Source organism: Ruegeria sp. PrR005 (assembly GCF_010500245.1).
GTDB classification, from domain to species: domain Bacteria; phylum Pseudomonadota; class Alphaproteobacteria; order Rhodobacterales; family Rhodobacteraceae; genus Ruegeria_B; species Ruegeria_B marisflavi.
In genome coordinates this window covers 66,590-82,809 of sequence record NZ_JAAGOX010000055.1, presented here as the reverse complement: position 1 = coordinate 82,809, position 16,220 = coordinate 66,590, and the positions used below count along the sequence as shown (strand labels likewise).

Annotated in this window: 17 protein-coding genes; 8 read left to right on the top strand and 9 right to left on the bottom strand. The window is 62.9% G+C overall.

Annotation, left to right across the window (positions count from 1 at the left end; genetic code table 11):
• Positions 1–4: 4 nt before the first annotated feature.
• Positions 5–2,863, top strand: coding sequence for an excinuclease ABC subunit UvrA (gene uvrA / locus G0P99_RS21660; RefSeq protein ID WP_164132572.1), 2,859 nt, complete (start codon positions 5–7; stop codon positions 2,861–2,863).
• Between the two features lie 12 nt (positions 2,864–2,875).
• On the opposite strand, the gene G0P99_RS21655 is transcribed toward uvrA, so the two are convergent.
• Positions 2,876–3,091 (bottom strand): hypothetical protein, encoded by a 216-nt coding sequence (locus G0P99_RS21655; RefSeq protein ID WP_164132571.1) that lies wholly within the window; start codon positions 3,089–3,091, stop codon positions 2,876–2,878.
• 276 nt (positions 3,092–3,367) lie between these two features.
• Positions 3,368–3,817, bottom strand: coding sequence for an excinuclease ABC subunit A (locus tag G0P99_RS21650; protein WP_164132570.1), 450 nt, complete (start codon positions 3,815–3,817; stop codon positions 3,368–3,370).
• A 122-nt stretch (positions 3,818–3,939) separates the two neighbouring features.
• Between G0P99_RS21650 and G0P99_RS21645 the strand changes: the two genes are divergently transcribed.
• Together G0P99_RS21645 and G0P99_RS21640 are read left to right on the top strand one after the other, a co-directional pair.
• Positions 3,940–4,725, top strand: coding sequence for a helix-turn-helix transcriptional regulator (locus tag G0P99_RS21645; RefSeq protein ID WP_164132569.1), 786 nt, complete (start codon positions 3,940–3,942; stop codon positions 4,723–4,725).
• 51 nt (positions 4,726–4,776) lie between these two features.
• A complete protein-coding gene (locus tag G0P99_RS21640) occupies positions 4,777–5,361 on the top strand; it encodes a VOC family protein (RefSeq protein ID WP_164132568.1) in 585 nt (194 codons plus the stop codon).
• Positions 5,362–5,364: 3 nt separating this feature from the next.
• Here G0P99_RS21640 and G0P99_RS21635 read toward each other — a convergent pair whose 3' ends face one another.
• The 5 genes from G0P99_RS21635 to G0P99_RS21615 form a co-directional block, all read right to left on the bottom strand.
• Positions 5,365–5,775 (bottom strand): hypothetical protein, encoded by a 411-nt coding sequence (locus tag G0P99_RS21635; RefSeq protein ID WP_164132567.1) that lies wholly within the window; start codon positions 5,773–5,775, stop codon positions 5,365–5,367.
• A 179-nt stretch (positions 5,776–5,954) separates the two neighbouring features.
• The gene (mmsB, locus tag G0P99_RS21630; RefSeq protein ID WP_164132566.1) at positions 5,955–6,827 is read right to left on the bottom strand and encodes a 3-hydroxyisobutyrate dehydrogenase; all 873 of its coding nucleotides are present in this window, start codon (positions 6,825–6,827) and stop codon (positions 5,955–5,957) included.
• Positions 6,828–6,829: 2 nt separating this feature from the next.
• Positions 6,830–7,870 carry an enoyl-CoA hydratase/isomerase family protein gene (locus G0P99_RS21625; RefSeq protein WP_164132565.1) on the bottom strand — a complete coding sequence of 347 codons (1,041 nt, stop codon included), beginning with the start codon at positions 7,868–7,870 and terminating at the stop codon, positions 6,830–6,832.
• 7 nt (positions 7,871–7,877) lie between these two features.
• On the bottom strand, positions 7,878–9,020 hold the full coding sequence (locus G0P99_RS21620) for an acyl-CoA dehydrogenase family protein (protein WP_164132564.1): 1,143 nt from the start codon (positions 9,018–9,020) through the stop codon (positions 7,878–7,880).
• A gap of 197 nt (positions 9,021–9,217) precedes the next feature.
• Positions 9,218–10,333, bottom strand: a complete 1,116-nt coding sequence (locus G0P99_RS21615; RefSeq protein ID WP_164132563.1) for a carboxylate-amine ligase — start codon at positions 10,331–10,333, stop codon at positions 9,218–9,220.
• A 135-nt stretch (positions 10,334–10,468) separates the two neighbouring features.
• Here G0P99_RS21615 and G0P99_RS21610 point away from each other — a divergent pair, with 135 nt between their 5' ends.
• From G0P99_RS21610 to G0P99_RS21600, 3 genes are all read left to right on the top strand, one after another.
• Positions 10,469–11,314: a class I SAM-dependent methyltransferase gene (locus tag G0P99_RS21610; RefSeq protein WP_164132562.1), complete on the top strand. Its 846-nt coding sequence runs from the start codon at positions 10,469–10,471 to the stop codon at positions 11,312–11,314.
• Between the two features lie 141 nt (positions 11,315–11,455).
• On the top strand, positions 11,456–11,890 hold the full coding sequence (locus G0P99_RS21605) for a hypothetical protein (RefSeq protein WP_164132561.1): 435 nt from the start codon (positions 11,456–11,458) through the stop codon (positions 11,888–11,890).
• 79 nt (positions 11,891–11,969) lie between these two features.
• Positions 11,970–12,440, top strand: coding sequence for a hypothetical protein (locus G0P99_RS21600; protein ID WP_164132560.1), 471 nt, complete (start codon positions 11,970–11,972; stop codon positions 12,438–12,440).
• Here the strand turns inward: G0P99_RS21600 and G0P99_RS21595 are convergent.
• Positions 12,437–13,036, bottom strand: coding sequence for a L,D-transpeptidase (locus tag G0P99_RS21595; RefSeq protein WP_164132559.1), 600 nt, complete (start codon positions 13,034–13,036; stop codon positions 12,437–12,439). The genes G0P99_RS21600 and G0P99_RS21595 overlap by 4 nt on opposite strands.
• 159 nt (positions 13,037–13,195) lie before the next feature.
• Complete coding sequence (locus G0P99_RS21590; RefSeq protein WP_164132558.1) at positions 13,196–14,695, bottom strand: CoA-acylating methylmalonate-semialdehyde dehydrogenase; 1,500 nt, start codon at positions 14,693–14,695, stop codon at positions 13,196–13,198.
• Between the two features lie 104 nt (positions 14,696–14,799).
• On the opposite strand from G0P99_RS21590, the gene G0P99_RS21585 reads away from it, so the two are divergent.
• Both G0P99_RS21585 and G0P99_RS21580 read left to right on the top strand, forming a co-directional pair.
• Positions 14,800–15,702, top strand: coding sequence for a LysR family transcriptional regulator (locus G0P99_RS21585; RefSeq protein WP_164132557.1), 903 nt, complete (start codon positions 14,800–14,802; stop codon positions 15,700–15,702).
• Between the two features lie 60 nt (positions 15,703–15,762).
• The gene (locus tag G0P99_RS21580; RefSeq protein WP_164132556.1) at positions 15,763–16,197 is read left to right on the top strand and encodes a CBS domain-containing protein; all 435 of its coding nucleotides are present in this window, start codon (positions 15,763–15,765) and stop codon (positions 16,195–16,197) included.
• The last annotated feature ends 23 nt before the right edge of the window (positions 16,198–16,220 follow it).

Genomic DNA, 16,220 nt, shown 5'->3' with positions numbered 1-16,220 from the left:
GTTCATGGCTGAGCAGAAGTTCATCGAGGTACGCGGCGCGCGCGAGCATAATCTCAAGGGGATCGACGTGGATATACCGCGCGATCAGCTGGTGGTGATCACTGGCCTTTCCGGCTCGGGCAAGTCGAGCCTGGCCTTTGACACGATTTATGCCGAAGGCCAGCGGCGCTATGTGGAATCGCTTTCCGCCTATGCGCGTCAGTTCCTCGACATGATGGAAAAGCCGGATGTGGACCATATCAGCGGTCTTTCCCCGGCGATTTCCATCGAGCAGAAGACCACCAGCAAGAACCCGCGCTCGACCGTCGGTACGGTGACCGAGATCTACGACTATATGCGCCTGTTGTTCGCGCGTGCGGGCACGCCCTATAGCCCCGCCACTGGCCAACCCATCGAGGCGCAGCAGGTGCAGGACATGGTCGACCGGATCATGGCGATGGAGGAGGGCACGCGCGGCTATCTGCTGGCCCCCATCGTGCGCGACCGCAAGGGCGAGTACCGCAAGGAATTTCTGGAGCTGCGCAAGCAGGGCTTCCAGCGGGTCAAGGTGGATGGCCAGTTCTACGAGCTGGACGAACCGCCCACGCTCGACAAGAAGTTCCGCCACGATATCGACGTCGTGGTGGACCGTATCGTCGTGCGCGAAGGGCTGGAAACCCGGCTGGCCGACAGCCTGCGCACCGCACTCGATCTCGCTTCGGGCATCGCCATCCTGGAAACCGCGCCCAGCGAAGGCGAGCCCGAGCGCATCACCTTTTCCGAGAATTTCGCCTGTCCCGTCTCGGGTTTCACCATCCCCGAGATCGAACCCCGCCTGTTCTCGTTCAACGCCCCCTATGGCGCCTGCCCGAAATGCGACGGTCTGGGCGTCGAGCTGTTCTTTGATGAGCGTCTGGTGGTGCCAGATCAGAGCCTCAAGGTCTATGACGGCGCGCTGGCGCCCTGGCGCAAGGGCAAGTCGCCCTATTTCCTGCAAACCATCGAGGCCATCGCCCGCCATTACCAGTTCGACAAGAACACGCCCTGGAAGGATCTGCCCGAAAAGGTGCAGCAGGTCTTCCTTTATGGCTCGGGCGAGGAGGAGATCCAGTTCCGCTATGACGAGGGCGGCCGCGTCTATCAGGTCACCCGCAGTTTCGAAGGCGTCATTCCCAACATGGAACGCCGCTATCGCGAGACCGACAGCGCCTGGATCCGTGAAGAGTTCGAGCAATACCAGAACAACCGTCCCTGCGGCACTTGCGGCGGTTACCGGCTGAAGCCCGAGGCACTGGCGGTCAAGATCGCCGGCCTGCATGTGGGACAGGTGGTGCAGATGTCGATCAAGGAGGCCTATGCCTGGATCGACACCGCGCCCGCCGCGCTGAGCGCCCAGAAAAACGAGATTGCCCGCGCCATTCTCAAGGAAATCCGCGAGCGGCTGGGTTTCCTGAATAACGTGGGATTGGAATACCTTACACTGTCCCGTTCAAGTGGCACGCTCTCGGGCGGCGAAAGCCAGCGCATCCGCCTGGCCAGCCAGATCGGCTCGGGCCTCACCGGCGTGCTCTATGTGCTCGACGAGCCCTCCATCGGCCTGCACCAGCGCGACAACGACCGCCTGCTGATCACACTCAAGAACCTGCGTGATCAGGGCAACACGGTGATCGTTGTCGAACATGACGAGGAAGCGATCCGCGAGGCCGATTACGTGTTCGACATCGGCCCCGGTGCCGGCGTACATGGCGGCCGCGTGGTCAGCCACGGCACGCCTTCGCAGATCGCCGCAGATCCGGCCTCGGTCACAGGCCAATACCTGTCGGGCAGTCGCGAGATTTCAGTCCCTGCCGAACGCCGCCCCGGCAATGGCAAGAAGCTGACCGTGGTCAAGGCCACCGGCAACAACCTGCGCGAGGTCACCGCCGATTTCCCGCTGGGAAAGTTCGTCTGTGTCACCGGCGTCTCGGGTGGGGGCAAGTCGACGCTGACCATCGAGACCCTGTTCAAGACTGCCAGCATGCGACTCAATGGCGCCCGCCAGACGCCCGCGCCCTGCGAAACCATCAAGGGGCTAGAATTCCTCGACAAGGTGATCGACATCGACCAGCGCCCCATCGGGCGCACCCCGCGCAGTAACCCCGCCACCTATACCGGTGCCTTCACGCCGATCCGCGACTGGTTCGCGGGCCTGCCCGAGGCCAAGGCGCGCGGCTACAAACCGGGGCGGTTCAGCTTCAACGTCAAGGGCGGCCGGTGTGAGGCATGCCAAGGTGACGGCGTCATCAAGATCGAAATGCACTTCCTGCCCGATGTCTATGTCACCTGCGAAACCTGCAAGGGCGCGCGCTATAACCGCGAGACGCTAGAGGTGAAGTTCAAGGGCAAGAGCATCGCCGATGTCCTTGATATGACTGTGGAAGATGCGCAAGATTTCTTCAAGGCCGTGCCCTCGATTCGCGAAAAGATGGACGCGCTTTCCCGCGTCGGCCTGGGTTACATCAAGGTCGGCCAGCAGGCCACGACGCTCTCGGGTGGCGAGGCGCAGCGGGTGAAGCTCAGCAAGGAGCTCAGCCGCCGATCGACCGGTCGTACGCTCTATATCCTGGATGAACCGACCACCGGCCTGCATTTCGAGGATGTGCGCAAACTGCTCGAAGTGCTGCATGAGCTGGTCGAACAGGGCAACACGGTGGTGGTGATCGAACACAATCTGGACGTGGTCAAAACCGCCGACTGGATCATCGACATCGGCCCCGAGGGCGGCGATGGCGGCGGCATGATCGTGGCCCAGGGCACGCCCGAGGATGTGGCCGCAACCGAGCGCAGCCACACCGGGCGCTACCTGAAACCGATGCTCAACCCCGAACGTGTGGCGGCAGAGTGAGACGCCACGCGATCAGGACTTGAACGCGGCATTGGCCAGATGCGTGACCCTTTCCAGAATGACGCGTGAACTTGGGTTCGCGCGATAGATCTGGCCATCGACCTTGAAATACCACCAGCCGCTCTCGACCGGTGGAAGCCCGTAATAGGCGGTGTTGATCAACACCATCGCGTTGTCGGGCAGGCGGGCTCCTTCGCTCAGGCCGCCTGGGGAAGGTTCAACGGTCATGAAACGTGCCGGCGACGGCGCGTTGCAAGACGCATCGGCGCTGTTGTGGTCAATACAAGCTGCCTGGGCGGGGGTGGTTGTCGTCAGCACGAGCAATGCCAGTGCCGTTGCGTGATACCGCATCGGATCCATACTCCATACCAAATTTTGTTGTGTGAAGGATGAACGCCGCTTTGGTCGCTTTGGTTCCCTGACTGAAAAGGGAAAAGTTTTCCACAGTGCGCGATACATGGATCAACCGCACTGGCTGAGCCGCTTTGGTGGCAAACGGGGGGCCTATTTGCTTGCGCCGGATGCGGACTGCGTCCCTTGCGCACGCCGCCCGAACAACGGCACCAGAAACAGGGCCAGAAATCCGCTGTTCATCAACACGTTGAACGCGGCCCCGGCCAGCACCGATCCGGCGCTGTCGATCACGAACCAGGCCAGAACCCCGCGCAGGATGATCCGCCCGCCGGTTTCGGGGTCGCGGGCATAGACGTCGCGCACCACTTGCCAGATCATCACCCCCAGCCCGGTCAGCAAGCCGCCGCTGATCGCGGTCAGCAGCCGCGCGGTCGGGGTATCCAAACGGTCCGCCCCGTCGATGGGCAGGATGGCAAGATCAAGAAACATCTCGAACACGGCGCGCTGGTCCAGCGCGACGGTGGCGAACATGGCCAACCCGAACAGCGCGGTGGCGATGGCGGCAAGCGACAGCAGGCGGGTGGCGCGGTCATGGGTCATCTCTACTCTCCATTTCTGATGCTGGGGCCAGCCTGCCACCTCGGGCCGCCGCAAAACAATTACCTCTGGGGTAAGTGAAACCCGTGCCCGATGCCCTATGCTGAGGCAAGCGGAGGGCAGGGATGATGGACACATTCGGAGATGTGCTGCGGGAATGGCGCCAGCTGCGCCGGATGAGCCAGTTGACACTTGGCCTCTCCGCCGGGGTCTCGCCGCGCCATATCTCGTTTCTGGAAAGCGGCCGTGCCCGGCCAAGCCGGGGCATGGTGCTGCGGCTCTGTGACGAACTGGAGGTGCCGGGCAGCGCCCGCAACCGCTGGCTCACCTCGGCGGGGCTGGCGCCCGCCTATCACAGCCGGGCAGGCGACGCACCCGAAATGGCGCCGCTTTCGCAGGCGGTCGACTGGATGCTGACCCGCCACGCGCCCTATCCGGCGATGGCGGTGGACCGGCACTGGTGCCTCAAGGCGATGAACCGCCCCGCCCAGGCGATGTTCGCCGCCACCGGGCTGGGGGATGGCGACAGCCTGATCGACGCGCTGCTGGACAATCCCGCCCTTGCGGCGGCGCTGGAAAACCGGGCCGAGGTCGAACGGCTGAGCCTGACGCGCCTGCGCACCGAGCTTGCGCATTTTGGCTACGACCCGGTGCTGGAACAGGCGGTGGCCCGGTTGGCAGAACGGGTCGCGCAACAGCCGGGCGCCGTCGATGCCCCGATGCCCGCCGTTATCCCCGCCCGCTACCGGCTGGGCGAGGCTGTGCTCTCCTTCTTCACCACGATCACCCAGTTCGGTGCCACCGGCGACATCGCGATGTCCGAACTCAGGATCGAGATGTTCTTTCCCGCCGACGACGCCACCCGGCAAGCGACAGAAGCGATCTGGGGGAATGCGGCGCCCGGTGATTGAGAGATCGCGCCATCGCGCTATGCTGTGTCCGGGGAGCAGAGGAGGACGACAATGCGCAAGCTACAGACCCAGGGCGTGCATCACATTACCCTGACCGGCGCCGACCGGCAGAGCACCATCGACTTCTGGGAGGGGGTGCTGGGCATGCCCTTCGTGTTTGACCAGCCCAATCTCGACAACCCGGACGAGGGGCATGTCTATTTCGACCCGGGCGACGGGCGCTTGATCACCGTCTTTACCAACGAGACACGTAAAGGCACGCCCGACCGAACGCCCACCGATCCGGGCTGCGTGCATCACATCGCCTTCAACGTGTCACAGGCGACCTTTTGGCAGGCGGTCGAACGGCTGGACGAACGCGGCATCGACCATTCCGGCCCGCGCGACCGGGGGTTCATGGATTCGATCTATTTCAAGGATCCGCTGGGCCTGTTGATCGAACTGGCCAGCTACCGGTTCGAGCCGCCCGTGGGCTGCACCCATGCCGATGTGCTGCTCCGGGCGCACCGGATTCGGGTCGCGCGCGGTGACTACAATATCGACCGCATCCACCTGGCGGATGCGATCGAAGAGCTTGTCACCGCCCGGCAAGACAGCTTGTCCGAGGATCGCGCGCCCAGGAACCCCTGGCGCTGAGCCTTAGTTCAGGATATCGGCCACCGCGCCGATCAGGTTCAGCACCTTATGGGTGTCGCGATCAATCTGGTAGACATAGTCGCCCGCCCGCACGTAATAGCCGTCCCGCTTCAGGCCATAGCGATAAGGGTCGTCGATGCGGAAATAGTCACGCGGGATATAGTCGCCGATGCCATAGCGCGCCTTTACCTGTCCGGGCGGCACGCAGGGAACGGCCTTCTTGGCCAGTCCGGGCGGGCAATGCACCGACACGGTCGTATTGGCCGGGCGGGTGACCTTGACCGTTTTTTCAACTTTGTGGGGGGCCTTGCCATTTCCCTTGCCGTTTCCGTTGCCATTTCCATTTCCCGCCAGGGCAGGGGCAGCAGCAAGGGCTAGGCTCAGCACCAGCGAAGCAGAGATCATCCGTTTCATGTCATCAACTCCATCTTGCGACCGGGACTCCGGCCTCTCTCTCGTCAGATGGGGCATGCGCGGTGCAACTGCAAACCTCTGCGCAAAAAACCGCCAGTGAACACACTGGCGGCTGGCTTCTTTCTGCCGAGAAATCAGACCGGCGTGAACTGACCCCGGTCCAAGAGGGGCAGCGCCCCTTATTCCCGTCCGCGCTTTTCGAACCGGGGCAGCATGGCGCTGAAATCCATGCCCTTTCCGTCCTCGTTCTCGACGAATTGGGCATAAAGCGCCTCGGCCAGCTGGCCCATCGGCGTATCGGCATCGGCGCTGCCGGCGGCCTGCTGGCTCAACCGCAGGTCCTTGAGCATCAGCTCGGCCGCGAACCCGGGCTTATAGCCGTTATCGGCGGGCGATTGCGGCCCCACCCCGGGCGCCGGGCAATAGGCGTTCATGGTCCAGCTATAGCCCGACGAGGTCGAGACCACGTCGAACATCTTCTGCCGGTCCAGCCCCAGCTTGTCGGCCAGCGCAAAGGCTTCGCAAGTGGCGATCATGGTCACGCCCAGGATCATGTTGTTGCAGATCTTGGCCGCCTGTCCGGCGCCTGCATCGCCGCAATGCACGGCCTTCTGTCCCATGATGTCAAACAGAGGCTTGGCCTTGTCGAACGCCGCTTCCGAGCCGCCCGCCATGAAGGTCAGCGTACCCGCCGCCGCGCCACCGATGCCGCCCGAGACCGGCGCGTCGACCGCCAGCAGCCCGGCCGCCTCGGCCTCCGCCGCCACCGCGCGGGCGCTGTCCACGTCGACGGTCGAGCAATCGACCAGCGCCGCGCCTGCTGTCATCGCCGGGATCACCTCGGCCGCAACGGCGCGCAGGATCTGGCCGTTGGGCAGCATGGTCACCACCACATCGGCGCCGCGTGCGGCCTCTGCCGCGCTGGCCGCGCGGGTCACACCCGCCACCTCGACCGGCGCCATGTCGAACCCGGTCACCTCGTGACCCGCCTTGGCGAGGTTGGCCGCCATCGGCGCCCCCATATTGCCCAGACCGATGAACCCGATTTTCATGCCTATTCCTCCTCGAATGTCAGCGCCTCGGCGCCCAAAGGCTGCAACATGGCCGATACCGCCATCGCAGGCACCGTCAGATCGGCATATTGCCAGCGCGGATTGCGATCCTTGTCGATGATCTGGGCGCGGATCCCTTCCAGGAAATCGCCCTTTTCCATCGCACGATAAGTGAAGCGGTATTCCAGCTCCAGCGCCTTGCGGATGGTCAATGCCGCGCCGCGCAGCCGATGCAGCATCTCAACCGTGCAGGCCATCGACAAGGGCGAATTCCGTCCCAGGCTGGCGCGCGTTTTCTCCGAGAACTCTCCGGCATCGGCCCGCAATGACGTCAGGATATCCCCCAGTGTCTCACCACCGAAATGCCGGTCGATCTCACCCTGCATCGCGCGCAACTCGCCCGGGAGCGGGGTCTGTGCATGCGGCGCCAGCAGCGCCGGATCGCCCGAGGCCTCGAGCATCTCGATCAGCCCCTCCCAGTCACCTTGCGGGATGTAGAGATCGGCAAACCCCGCAAAAATCGCGTCATCAGGCCCCATCCGCCCGGCGGTGGTGCCCAGATATTCGCCCAGCCGCCCCGGTGCCAGCGCCAGCATCAGCGTGCCGCCCACGTCCGGAACAAGCCCGATGCCGCATTCGGGCATGGCGATCTTGCTGCTTTCGCCCACCACCCGGTGCGAGCCGTGACAGCCGATGCCGACACCGCCTCCCATGGTGAACCCCTGCATGAAGCTCACAACCGGCTTGGGATATTCGAAGATCATTGCATTCATGCGATATTCGTCGCGCCAGAAGGTGCGCCCGTACCCATAGTCGCCCTGGGTGCCGGTATCATACAGCTCGGCAATGTCGCCCCCGGCGCAAAACGCCTTGTCGCCTTCGGCATCCAGGATCACCAGCGCGACGTCGTCATCCTCGCGCCAGTTCCTCAGCGCCGCGTCGATCGCCATGCACATGTCATAACTCATCGCGTTCAGGGCCTGCGGGCGGGTCAGCGTGATCCGCCCGGCGCGTCCCGTGACCCGGATGTCGATATCTGCCATCTGATCCTCAGCGGTTGGCCAGCATGTGGCGGGCAACGATCACCCGCATGATCTCGTTGGTGCCTTCCAGGATCTGGTGCACCCGCAGGTCGCGCACCAGCTTCTCGATCCCGTAATCGGCAAGATAGCCGTATCCGCCATGCAATTGCAGGCACTGATCCACCACTTTCGAGCCGGTCTCGGTGACGAATTTCTTGGCCATGGCGCAGAACTTGGTCGCGTCGGGGGTCTTGTTGTCCAGCTTCCACGCCGCCTGCCGCAGGAAGGTGCGCGCCGCCTGCAACTCGATCTCCATATCCGCCAGCCGGAATTGCAGCGCCTGGAACTGGTCGATGGATTTGCCGAACGCCTTGCGCTCGCCCATGTATTGCAGGGTCATGTTCAGCGCCGTCTGCGCCGCGCCCAGGCTGCACGAGGCGATGTTGAGCCGCCCGCCATCCAGCCCCATCATCGCGTATTTGAACCCGTCGCCCTCGACGCCCACCAGGTTGCCCGCGGGCACCTTGCAATCGTCGAACTGCACCTGGGCCGTGGGCTGGCTCTTCCAGCCCATTTTCTGTTCCAGCGCGCCAAAGCTCAGGCCGGGCGTGCCATCCTCGACATAGACGGTCGAGATGCCCTTGGGCCCGTCCTCGCCGGTGCGCACCATGCAGACATAGGCATCGGAATACCCGCCGCCCGAAATGAACGCCTTGGTGCCGTTGAGCGTATAGCCCTCGTTGGTCTTCTCCGCCCGCGTCTTCAGCGCCGCCGCGTCCGAGCCGGACCCCGGCTCGGTCAGGCAATAGCTCAGCACCGTCTTGAGCGACAGCACGTCTGGCATCACCCGCGCCTTCAGCTCATCACTGGCGAAATTGTCCAGCATCTTGGCGCACATGTTGTGGATCGACAGAAAGGCCGCAACCGAAGGGCAGGCCATGCTGAGCGCCTCGAACACCAGCGTGGCATCCAGCCGGGTCAGCCCGGCGCCGCCGGCTTCCTCGGACACATAGAGCCCGCCAAAACCCAGCTCGCCCACCTGCGGCCAAAGCTCCTTGGGAATGGTGCCCTCGGCCTCCCATTGCCGGGCATAAGGCGCGATATTGTCCTGGCCGAATGCGTGGGCCATGTCGAAGATCGCGGTCTGTTCCTCGGTCAGTGCAAAATCCATGACGTCTCCTCCATCGGCGGACAGCAGAAATGAACAGTTGTTTATTTCTTACCGCTACGCCCCTGTCCGATCAAGCTCCAATGCCGCAAACGCCCCTTGCAGAAATGCAAAGCGCACCACCCAAAAGGCCCATTCACTTTGCCCTAAATACTCCGGGGTGAATTGGCCGCAGGCCAAGAGGGGCAGCGCCCCTCAGCCTACAGATCGGCGTGGAACTCCTCGATCAGGTGGCGCACCACGGCCTGTCCCGCATCCTCGCCTCGGGCCAGCGCCTCGGCATGGACCCGGCGCTGACGGGTGGCCGAGTTGCCATGTTCGGCGATCTGCCGCAGCCGGGCGATCTCGGGCAGGGTGCCCAGCGCCTCGGCATCTTCCGACAGCATCCCCATCAGCTCGTCCATCAGCACCGTCATCGGCTTGATCGAGCGGTCGCCAAAGTCGATCAGCCCTTCGCCCACACCATAGCGCTGCGCGCGCCAGCGATTCTCGCCCACCAGGAACCGGTCGTAATGGCGCCAGCGCAGGTTGCGCGCCTTCATCCGGCAGAGCATCCGCATCAGCGCCTGGTTCATCGCCGCCAGTGACAGCGCGTGCTCCAGCCGCGGCTGCACATCCATGATCCGCGTTTCCAGCGTCGGAAACCGGTGCGACGGGCGCAGATCCCACCAGATCTTGGTGGTGTCCTCGATCACCCCCAGCTCCACCAGGATCCCCGTGGTGCGCTCATACTCTGCCCAGCTTGTAAACGTGGGCGGCAGTCCGGTGCGCGGCAGGTTGTCAAAGATGGTCAGCCGATAGGAGGACAGGCCGGTATCCTCGCCATTCCAGAAGGGCGAGGAGGCCGACAGCGCCAGAAGATGCGGCAGGAAATAGCTCAACTGTGGCATCAGATCGGCACGCAGGGCCTTGTCCTCGACCCCGATATGCACATGCATGCCGCAGATCAGCATCCGCCGCGCCACCCCGCCCAGCGCATGTTGCAGCGCGTCGTAACGCTCCTTGCGGGTGTGATGCTGGTCCTTCCAGTTGGCGAACGGGTGGCAGGAGACAGCAATCGGGACCAGATTATGCTCTCCCGCTCGTTGCGACACACAGGCGCGCAGCCGTTTCAGATCATCGCGGGCAGAGGCGATGGTGGTATGCGGGCGGGTGCCGACCTCGATCTGGCATTGCAGGAACTCGGGGCTGACCTGGCCTTCGAAATCGGCCTGGCAGGCCTCCATCAAAGCGGCGGGGGCCTCGGCCAGTTGCAGGCTGTCTCGGTCAACCAGCAGGTATTCCTCTTCGATCCCAAGCGTGTATTCCGTTTGCATGGTCCCTCCCGTTTGGCCGTGTTGGACCAGTGAACAGGCATCGGACCCGTTTCTCAAGCAGGAATGCCATTGGATCGCGGGCGCGGGCCGGTTATGCAACGGGCTGAACCAGAGGACGGACAACAGGTGAAAGCGGTGAAAAAGCGGAAGTTTCCAAAGGCCAACGCGTTGCTGTCCCGGTGGGGGATGGCGCTTGTCGATGCCCGCGAAGGGAGCGCCGAACAAGAGCGGCTGCGCGACTTCGAAGCGCGCGGCGGCCTCGACGGCATCGCCTATGCGCTCAGCCCGGGGATGGACGGGTTCGACCTTTCGCAACTGGTTGCCGATTACACGGCCCGCGCCGATGCCCTTGCCGCGCTGCACGATCCAGAGCGGAACCAGACGGGGTATCGCGGCAACAACGGCTATTACGACACACCCGATGCCGAGGCGCTCTATCTGATGGTCCGCCGCTATCAGCCGCGCCAGGTGATCGAGGTCGGTTGCGGCAACTCGACCCGGATCACCCGTCAGGCCATTCTTGACGGCGGGCTGGCCACCACGATCACCGCCATCGACCCCTGGCCGCGCGCCGATATCGCGCATGTGGTCGACCGGTTCGAACAGAAACGGTTGGAAGAGGTCGACCCGGCCCTGTTCGCCGCACTGGGTGCAGGCGACATCCTGTTCATCGATTCAAGCCACCAGGTGCGGATGAGCAACGATGTCGCGCATCTCTTCTGCCGGATCATCCCGGCGCTGGCACCGGGCGTGGTGATCCATGTGCATGACGTGTTCTTGCCCTATGAATACCCCAAACGGTTCTTCTATGACTGCCCCTCCTGGGCGGAACAGTATGTCCTGCACGCGCTGATCCAATCGGGCGGTTATGAAATACTCTGGCCCGGCTATTACTTGCAACGGGCCCGGCCGGATGCGGTGGCGGCGCTGCCATTCCTGGGGCAGGGGCGGGCGCAATCCTTCTGGATCCGCAAACTCTGAACCGTTTCCGGTTTTGCCACAATCTTGTCCAATTTCGGTGCGACCCTGTACAAAACGGAACAATACGGGATGAAACCCACTGCAAAACGGTCAATTTGGGGTACAATCCTGTAAAGCTGGAGAGGGACGGGCAGGGTGCGCGTGACGGTTCTGATCTTTGTCGTTTCCGCCGGGTTAGGGTTTTCCGGTGCCGCACTGTCGGACCAGTCCCAGCCTGTCAAACCTGGCAAAACCTCCACCACAGAGCAGTTCGACCCGTTGATCTGGGCGGAAACAGCCTTGGGCAACCGTGTCGATCTCAGCGCGGGCGCGTTGCCGAACGGCAGCAAGGCAGGGCCATTTGCCCTGAGCGCCGCAGTTCCTTTTGCTGACACCGGAGACATACGGTTTTCCTTCGTCGGCGCGCTGGCCTGGGATGCCGATCTGGCGCAGAAATCGCGGTATTCGATTGGCGCAGTGGCCCCGGTTGCGGCGTTGGAGGCGCGGTATAAAAACGCCTATCTGCGGGCCGTGCCCGGGGAGTCCCTGGATGCGGAAACCAGACTGAACTTTGGCCTGACCATACCCCTTAAGTAGCCCGCTTCGGTGCATCGCGCCTGACGCATAGCCTGGACGCATTCGCGGTCATACCCGACAAAAGGACAGAACTCAGACAATGCGGAAAGTCGTCAAAAACGCCATTTTTTCAACGGCTTTCGTCGTTTCAGCCAGTGCCGCGACGGCCGGGCCGGATCAGGTTTCGATCCTGCTGGGCTCGCATCATGTCGGCGCGACCCGGTCGTTCGAAGAGTTCAATCCCGGGCTGTTCCTGACCTGGACCGAGGTGGCAATCGGCCAGCGCGTCGACCTGACCGTGGGGGCCTTTCGGAACAGCTATGGCGACGGCTCGCTTGCGGTGTCGGGCGCATATCCCCTGTACCGAACCGAAGTTTGGGGGTTCGACCTGTTCGCGGGTCTTGCCTGGTATCCCGGCAACGGCGACCAGTTCGGCCATGCCATTGACGACATGGTGCCATTGGCGGGCGCGCAAATGCGGTATCGCAACCTCTTCATGCAGGCCTTGCCCGCGGGTGGCAACTCAGTCGATGCCACCCTGACCTTTGGTCTGACCTTCTCTCTGGATTAGAGCAACCGGACCTTGGTTCCGATCTGCACCAGCGGATACAGCTCTTCGACATGCTGGTTGTAGAGCCCGATGCAGCCAGACGAGCTTTGCCGCCCGATCTTGCGGGTGTCGTGGGTGCCATGCACCAGATAAGCGGGCCAGGACAGGTACATCGCGCGCGTTCCCAACGGGTTGCCGGGCACACCGCCGTCGATACGCTGGGGCAGGGTGGGATCGCGCTCACGCATCGAGGCGGTCGGGGTCCAGCTTGGGTTCTCGGTCTTGCGCACGACCTCGGTATATCCGCGGCGCGTCAGTTCCTCGGTCATCGGAACCGAGGAGGGGTACAATTTGTACGTTCCGTCCGGCGCCCAGTAATGCACCGCCCGACTAGAGATATCCGCCAGCAAACAACCAACCCCGATGGCATCGAAATGGTCCTGCCAATTCTGCTGGGCAAAGGCCGAGATGTTCCGCCGCACTGCAACCTGGTCGCGGATCACTTCCTCGGTCGTCGGAAAGGCATCCGTAGATTGCGCGCGGGCGATCGCGGGCGCGGCAAGACTTGCTGCAAAACCCAAAAGGGTTGCACGGCGGGTCAGGCGAGGCTGGGTCATGGGTCTCCTGCTCTTTCTGAACAAATTTTCGTGCAACATAGGGCTTCGCCCCTGGCCCTTCCAGTGGCATCGCCTGAACAAGTCGTGATTGTTGGGGAGACTCGGCAGGGAACTGCCGAAAGAAAAACGCCCCGGCGGGGCCGGGGCGTTTTCTGAGCGTTACTCCATCACCGGGATGGAGAATTCGCCGCCTTCCTTGATGCCCGAGGGCCAACGGGCGGTGACGGTCTTGGTCCGGGTGTAGAACTTGAACGCGTCGGGGCCGTGCTGGTTCAGGTCGCCAAAGGCGGATTTCTTCCAGCCGCCAAAGGTGTGATAGGCCAGCGGCACGGGGATCGGAACGTTCACGCCGACCATGCCGATATTGATCCGGTTGGCGAAATCTCGTGCGGCGTCGCCGTCGCGGGTAAAGATCGCGGTGCCGTTGCCATACTCGTGGTCCATGGCAAGGCCAAGCGCCTCTTCATAGGTCTTGGCGCGCACCGTGCTGAGGACCGGGCCAAAGATCTCTTTCTTGTAGATGTCCATGTCGGGGGTGACATGGTCAAAGAGATGCGGGCCGACAAAGAAGCCGTCCTCGTAGCCCTGCAGGCTGAAATCGCGGCCATCGACCACCAGCTTGGCGCCCTGTTCCACGCCCGAGTTTACCAGACGCAGGATGTTTTCCTTGGCGGCGGCGGTCACGACGGGGCCGTAATCGACATCCTTGCCGGCGGTATAGGGGCCGACCTTCAGTTTCTCGATACGGGGGACCAGTTTCTCGATCAGGCGGTCGGCGGTGTCATCGCCCACCGGCACAGCGACCGAGATCGCCATGCAGCGTTCGCCCGCGGCACCGTATCCGGCACCGACCAGCGCGTCGGCGGCCTGGTCCATATCGGCATCGGGCATGATGATCATGTGGTTCTTGGCGCCGCCAAAGCACTGCACGCGCTTACCCTGGGAGCAACCGGTGCCATAGATGTATTCGGCAATCGGGGTCGAGCCGACAAAGCCCACCGACTGGATTACCGGGTTGTACAGGATCGCGTCCACCGCTTCCTTGTCGCCGTTGACGACTTGCAGGATGCCCTTGGGCAGGCCAGCTTCTTCCATCAGTTCGGCCAGCATCAGCGGCACCGACGGATCACGCTCGGACGGTTTCAGGATGAAGGCGTTGCCGCAGGCGATGGCGGGCGCGAACATCCACATCGGGATCATGGCGGGAAAGTTGAAGGGCGTGATGCCTGCGGTAACGCCCAGCGGCTGGCGCATCGAATACATGTCGATGCCGGGGCCGGCGCTGTCGGTGAACTCGCCCTTCAGCATGTGGGGGGCACCGATGCAGTATTCCACCACTTCCAGCCCGCGCTGCACGTCACCTGCGGCGTCGGGCAGGGTCTTGCCGTGCTCGCGGCTCAGCGCCTCGGCCAGCTTGTCCATGTCGCGGTTCAGAAGGTCGACGAATTTCATCATCACCCGCGCGCGGCGCTGCGGGTTGACGGCGGCCCAGGCGGGTTGGGCTGCAGCGGCGATTTCAACCGCGCGCGCCATTTCCTCGGTCGAGGCGAGCGGACATTTGGCCTGCACTTCGCCGGTGGCGGGGTTGAAGACATCGGCAAAGCGGCCCGAGGTGCCTTTGACATGTTCGCCGTTGATATAGTGGGTCAGTTCCTGCATGGGATCTCCTCCGATTGGCTGGCGGCACTTTAGGCTTGCAGAAATCCCGAGAAAAGAGGCAAGATTTCAAAGTCGTTTTGCAAGAATGCAGTATTGGGTGGCCTATGGAACCGCATTGGGATGATATGAAAGTGTTTCTGGCCGTTGCGCGCGAGGAAAGTCTTTCCGGCGCAGGGCGGTTGCTGAAACTTGATCCGGCCACGGTCGGCCGACGGATTGCCCGGTTGGAGGCAGCTTACGACACGCCGCTTTTTGCCAAGTCGCCGCAGGGGTACACGATGACGGCAGCAGGAGAACGGCTTTTGGCGCATGGGGAACAGGCCGAGGCCGCGATGCGCAGCGCATCCGAAGCACTGGCGGGCACGACCGAAGGGTTGACCGGCCAGATTCGTATAGGTGCACCGGATGGGAGCGCCAACTACCTGCTGCCGCAGGTCTGTGCGCAGATCAGCGACGAGAACCCGGATCTGGACATTCAGATTCTGGCCTTGCCGCGCGTCATCAACCTGTCGCGCCGGGAAGCGGACATGGCGATTACCGTCAGTGCCCCGACCGCCGGGCATCTGCTGGTTCAGAAAATCACCGACTACAAGCTGCATATGGTCGCCGCTCGCCAGTATCTGCGGCGCCACGCGCCCATCCAAAAGGTCGAAGACCTGAAGGGCCATCGGATGATCGGCTATATTCCCGACATGATCTTTGACCGGGAACTGGATTACCTGAATGACATCGGCGTTGAACGGGTTGCTCTGTCTTCGAATTCGGTATCTGTCCAGCTTCGGCATGCGTCGCATGGGTCGGGCGTGTGCGTTGCGCATGATTTCACGCTGCCTTTTCATGGCAATCTGCGCCAGATTCTGACCGACCGGATCAGTCTGACGCGTTCTTTTTACTTGGTGCGCCATCAGGGAGATCAGCGCAGCGAGCGTCTGAACCGGTTCGCCGAGGCACTCTCGCGCGGTATCCGCGACGAGGTGGCACGGCTTGAAGGCCATGGTGCGTCTTGACAGGATGGCCCTTTAACGCAACGCTTTGGAAAGTGAGAAGATATTTCGGAGGAGTTGCGAATGCTTGTTCAGGCCATTCTGAAGTCAAAGGCCAGTGACGCGGTGGTCACCGTCCCGGCATCGGCAACGGTCTCGGAAGCCGCGGCGATATTGGCGGAAAAGCGGATCGGGACGGTCGTTGTCTCGGACGACGGCGTCACCGCCCTTGGCATCTTGTCGGAACGTGACATCGTACGTGAATTGGCTGCCAATGGAAGTGGTTGCCTGACGCAAAGCGTGAGCGAATACATGACGGCGGATCTGGTGACCTGCACCCGCGATTCGTCTGTCCAGAACGTCCTGACGCAGATGACCGAGCGGCGTTTCCGGCACATGCCCGTTGTCGAAGAAGGCAAGCTGATCGGCATTGTCACTCTTGGCGATGTGGTCAAGGCGCAGCTGTCGGAACTGGCGATGGAAAAGGATGCCCTTGAAAGCATGATCATGGGGCACTGATCCGCCAAGTTTTTTCGCCGCAG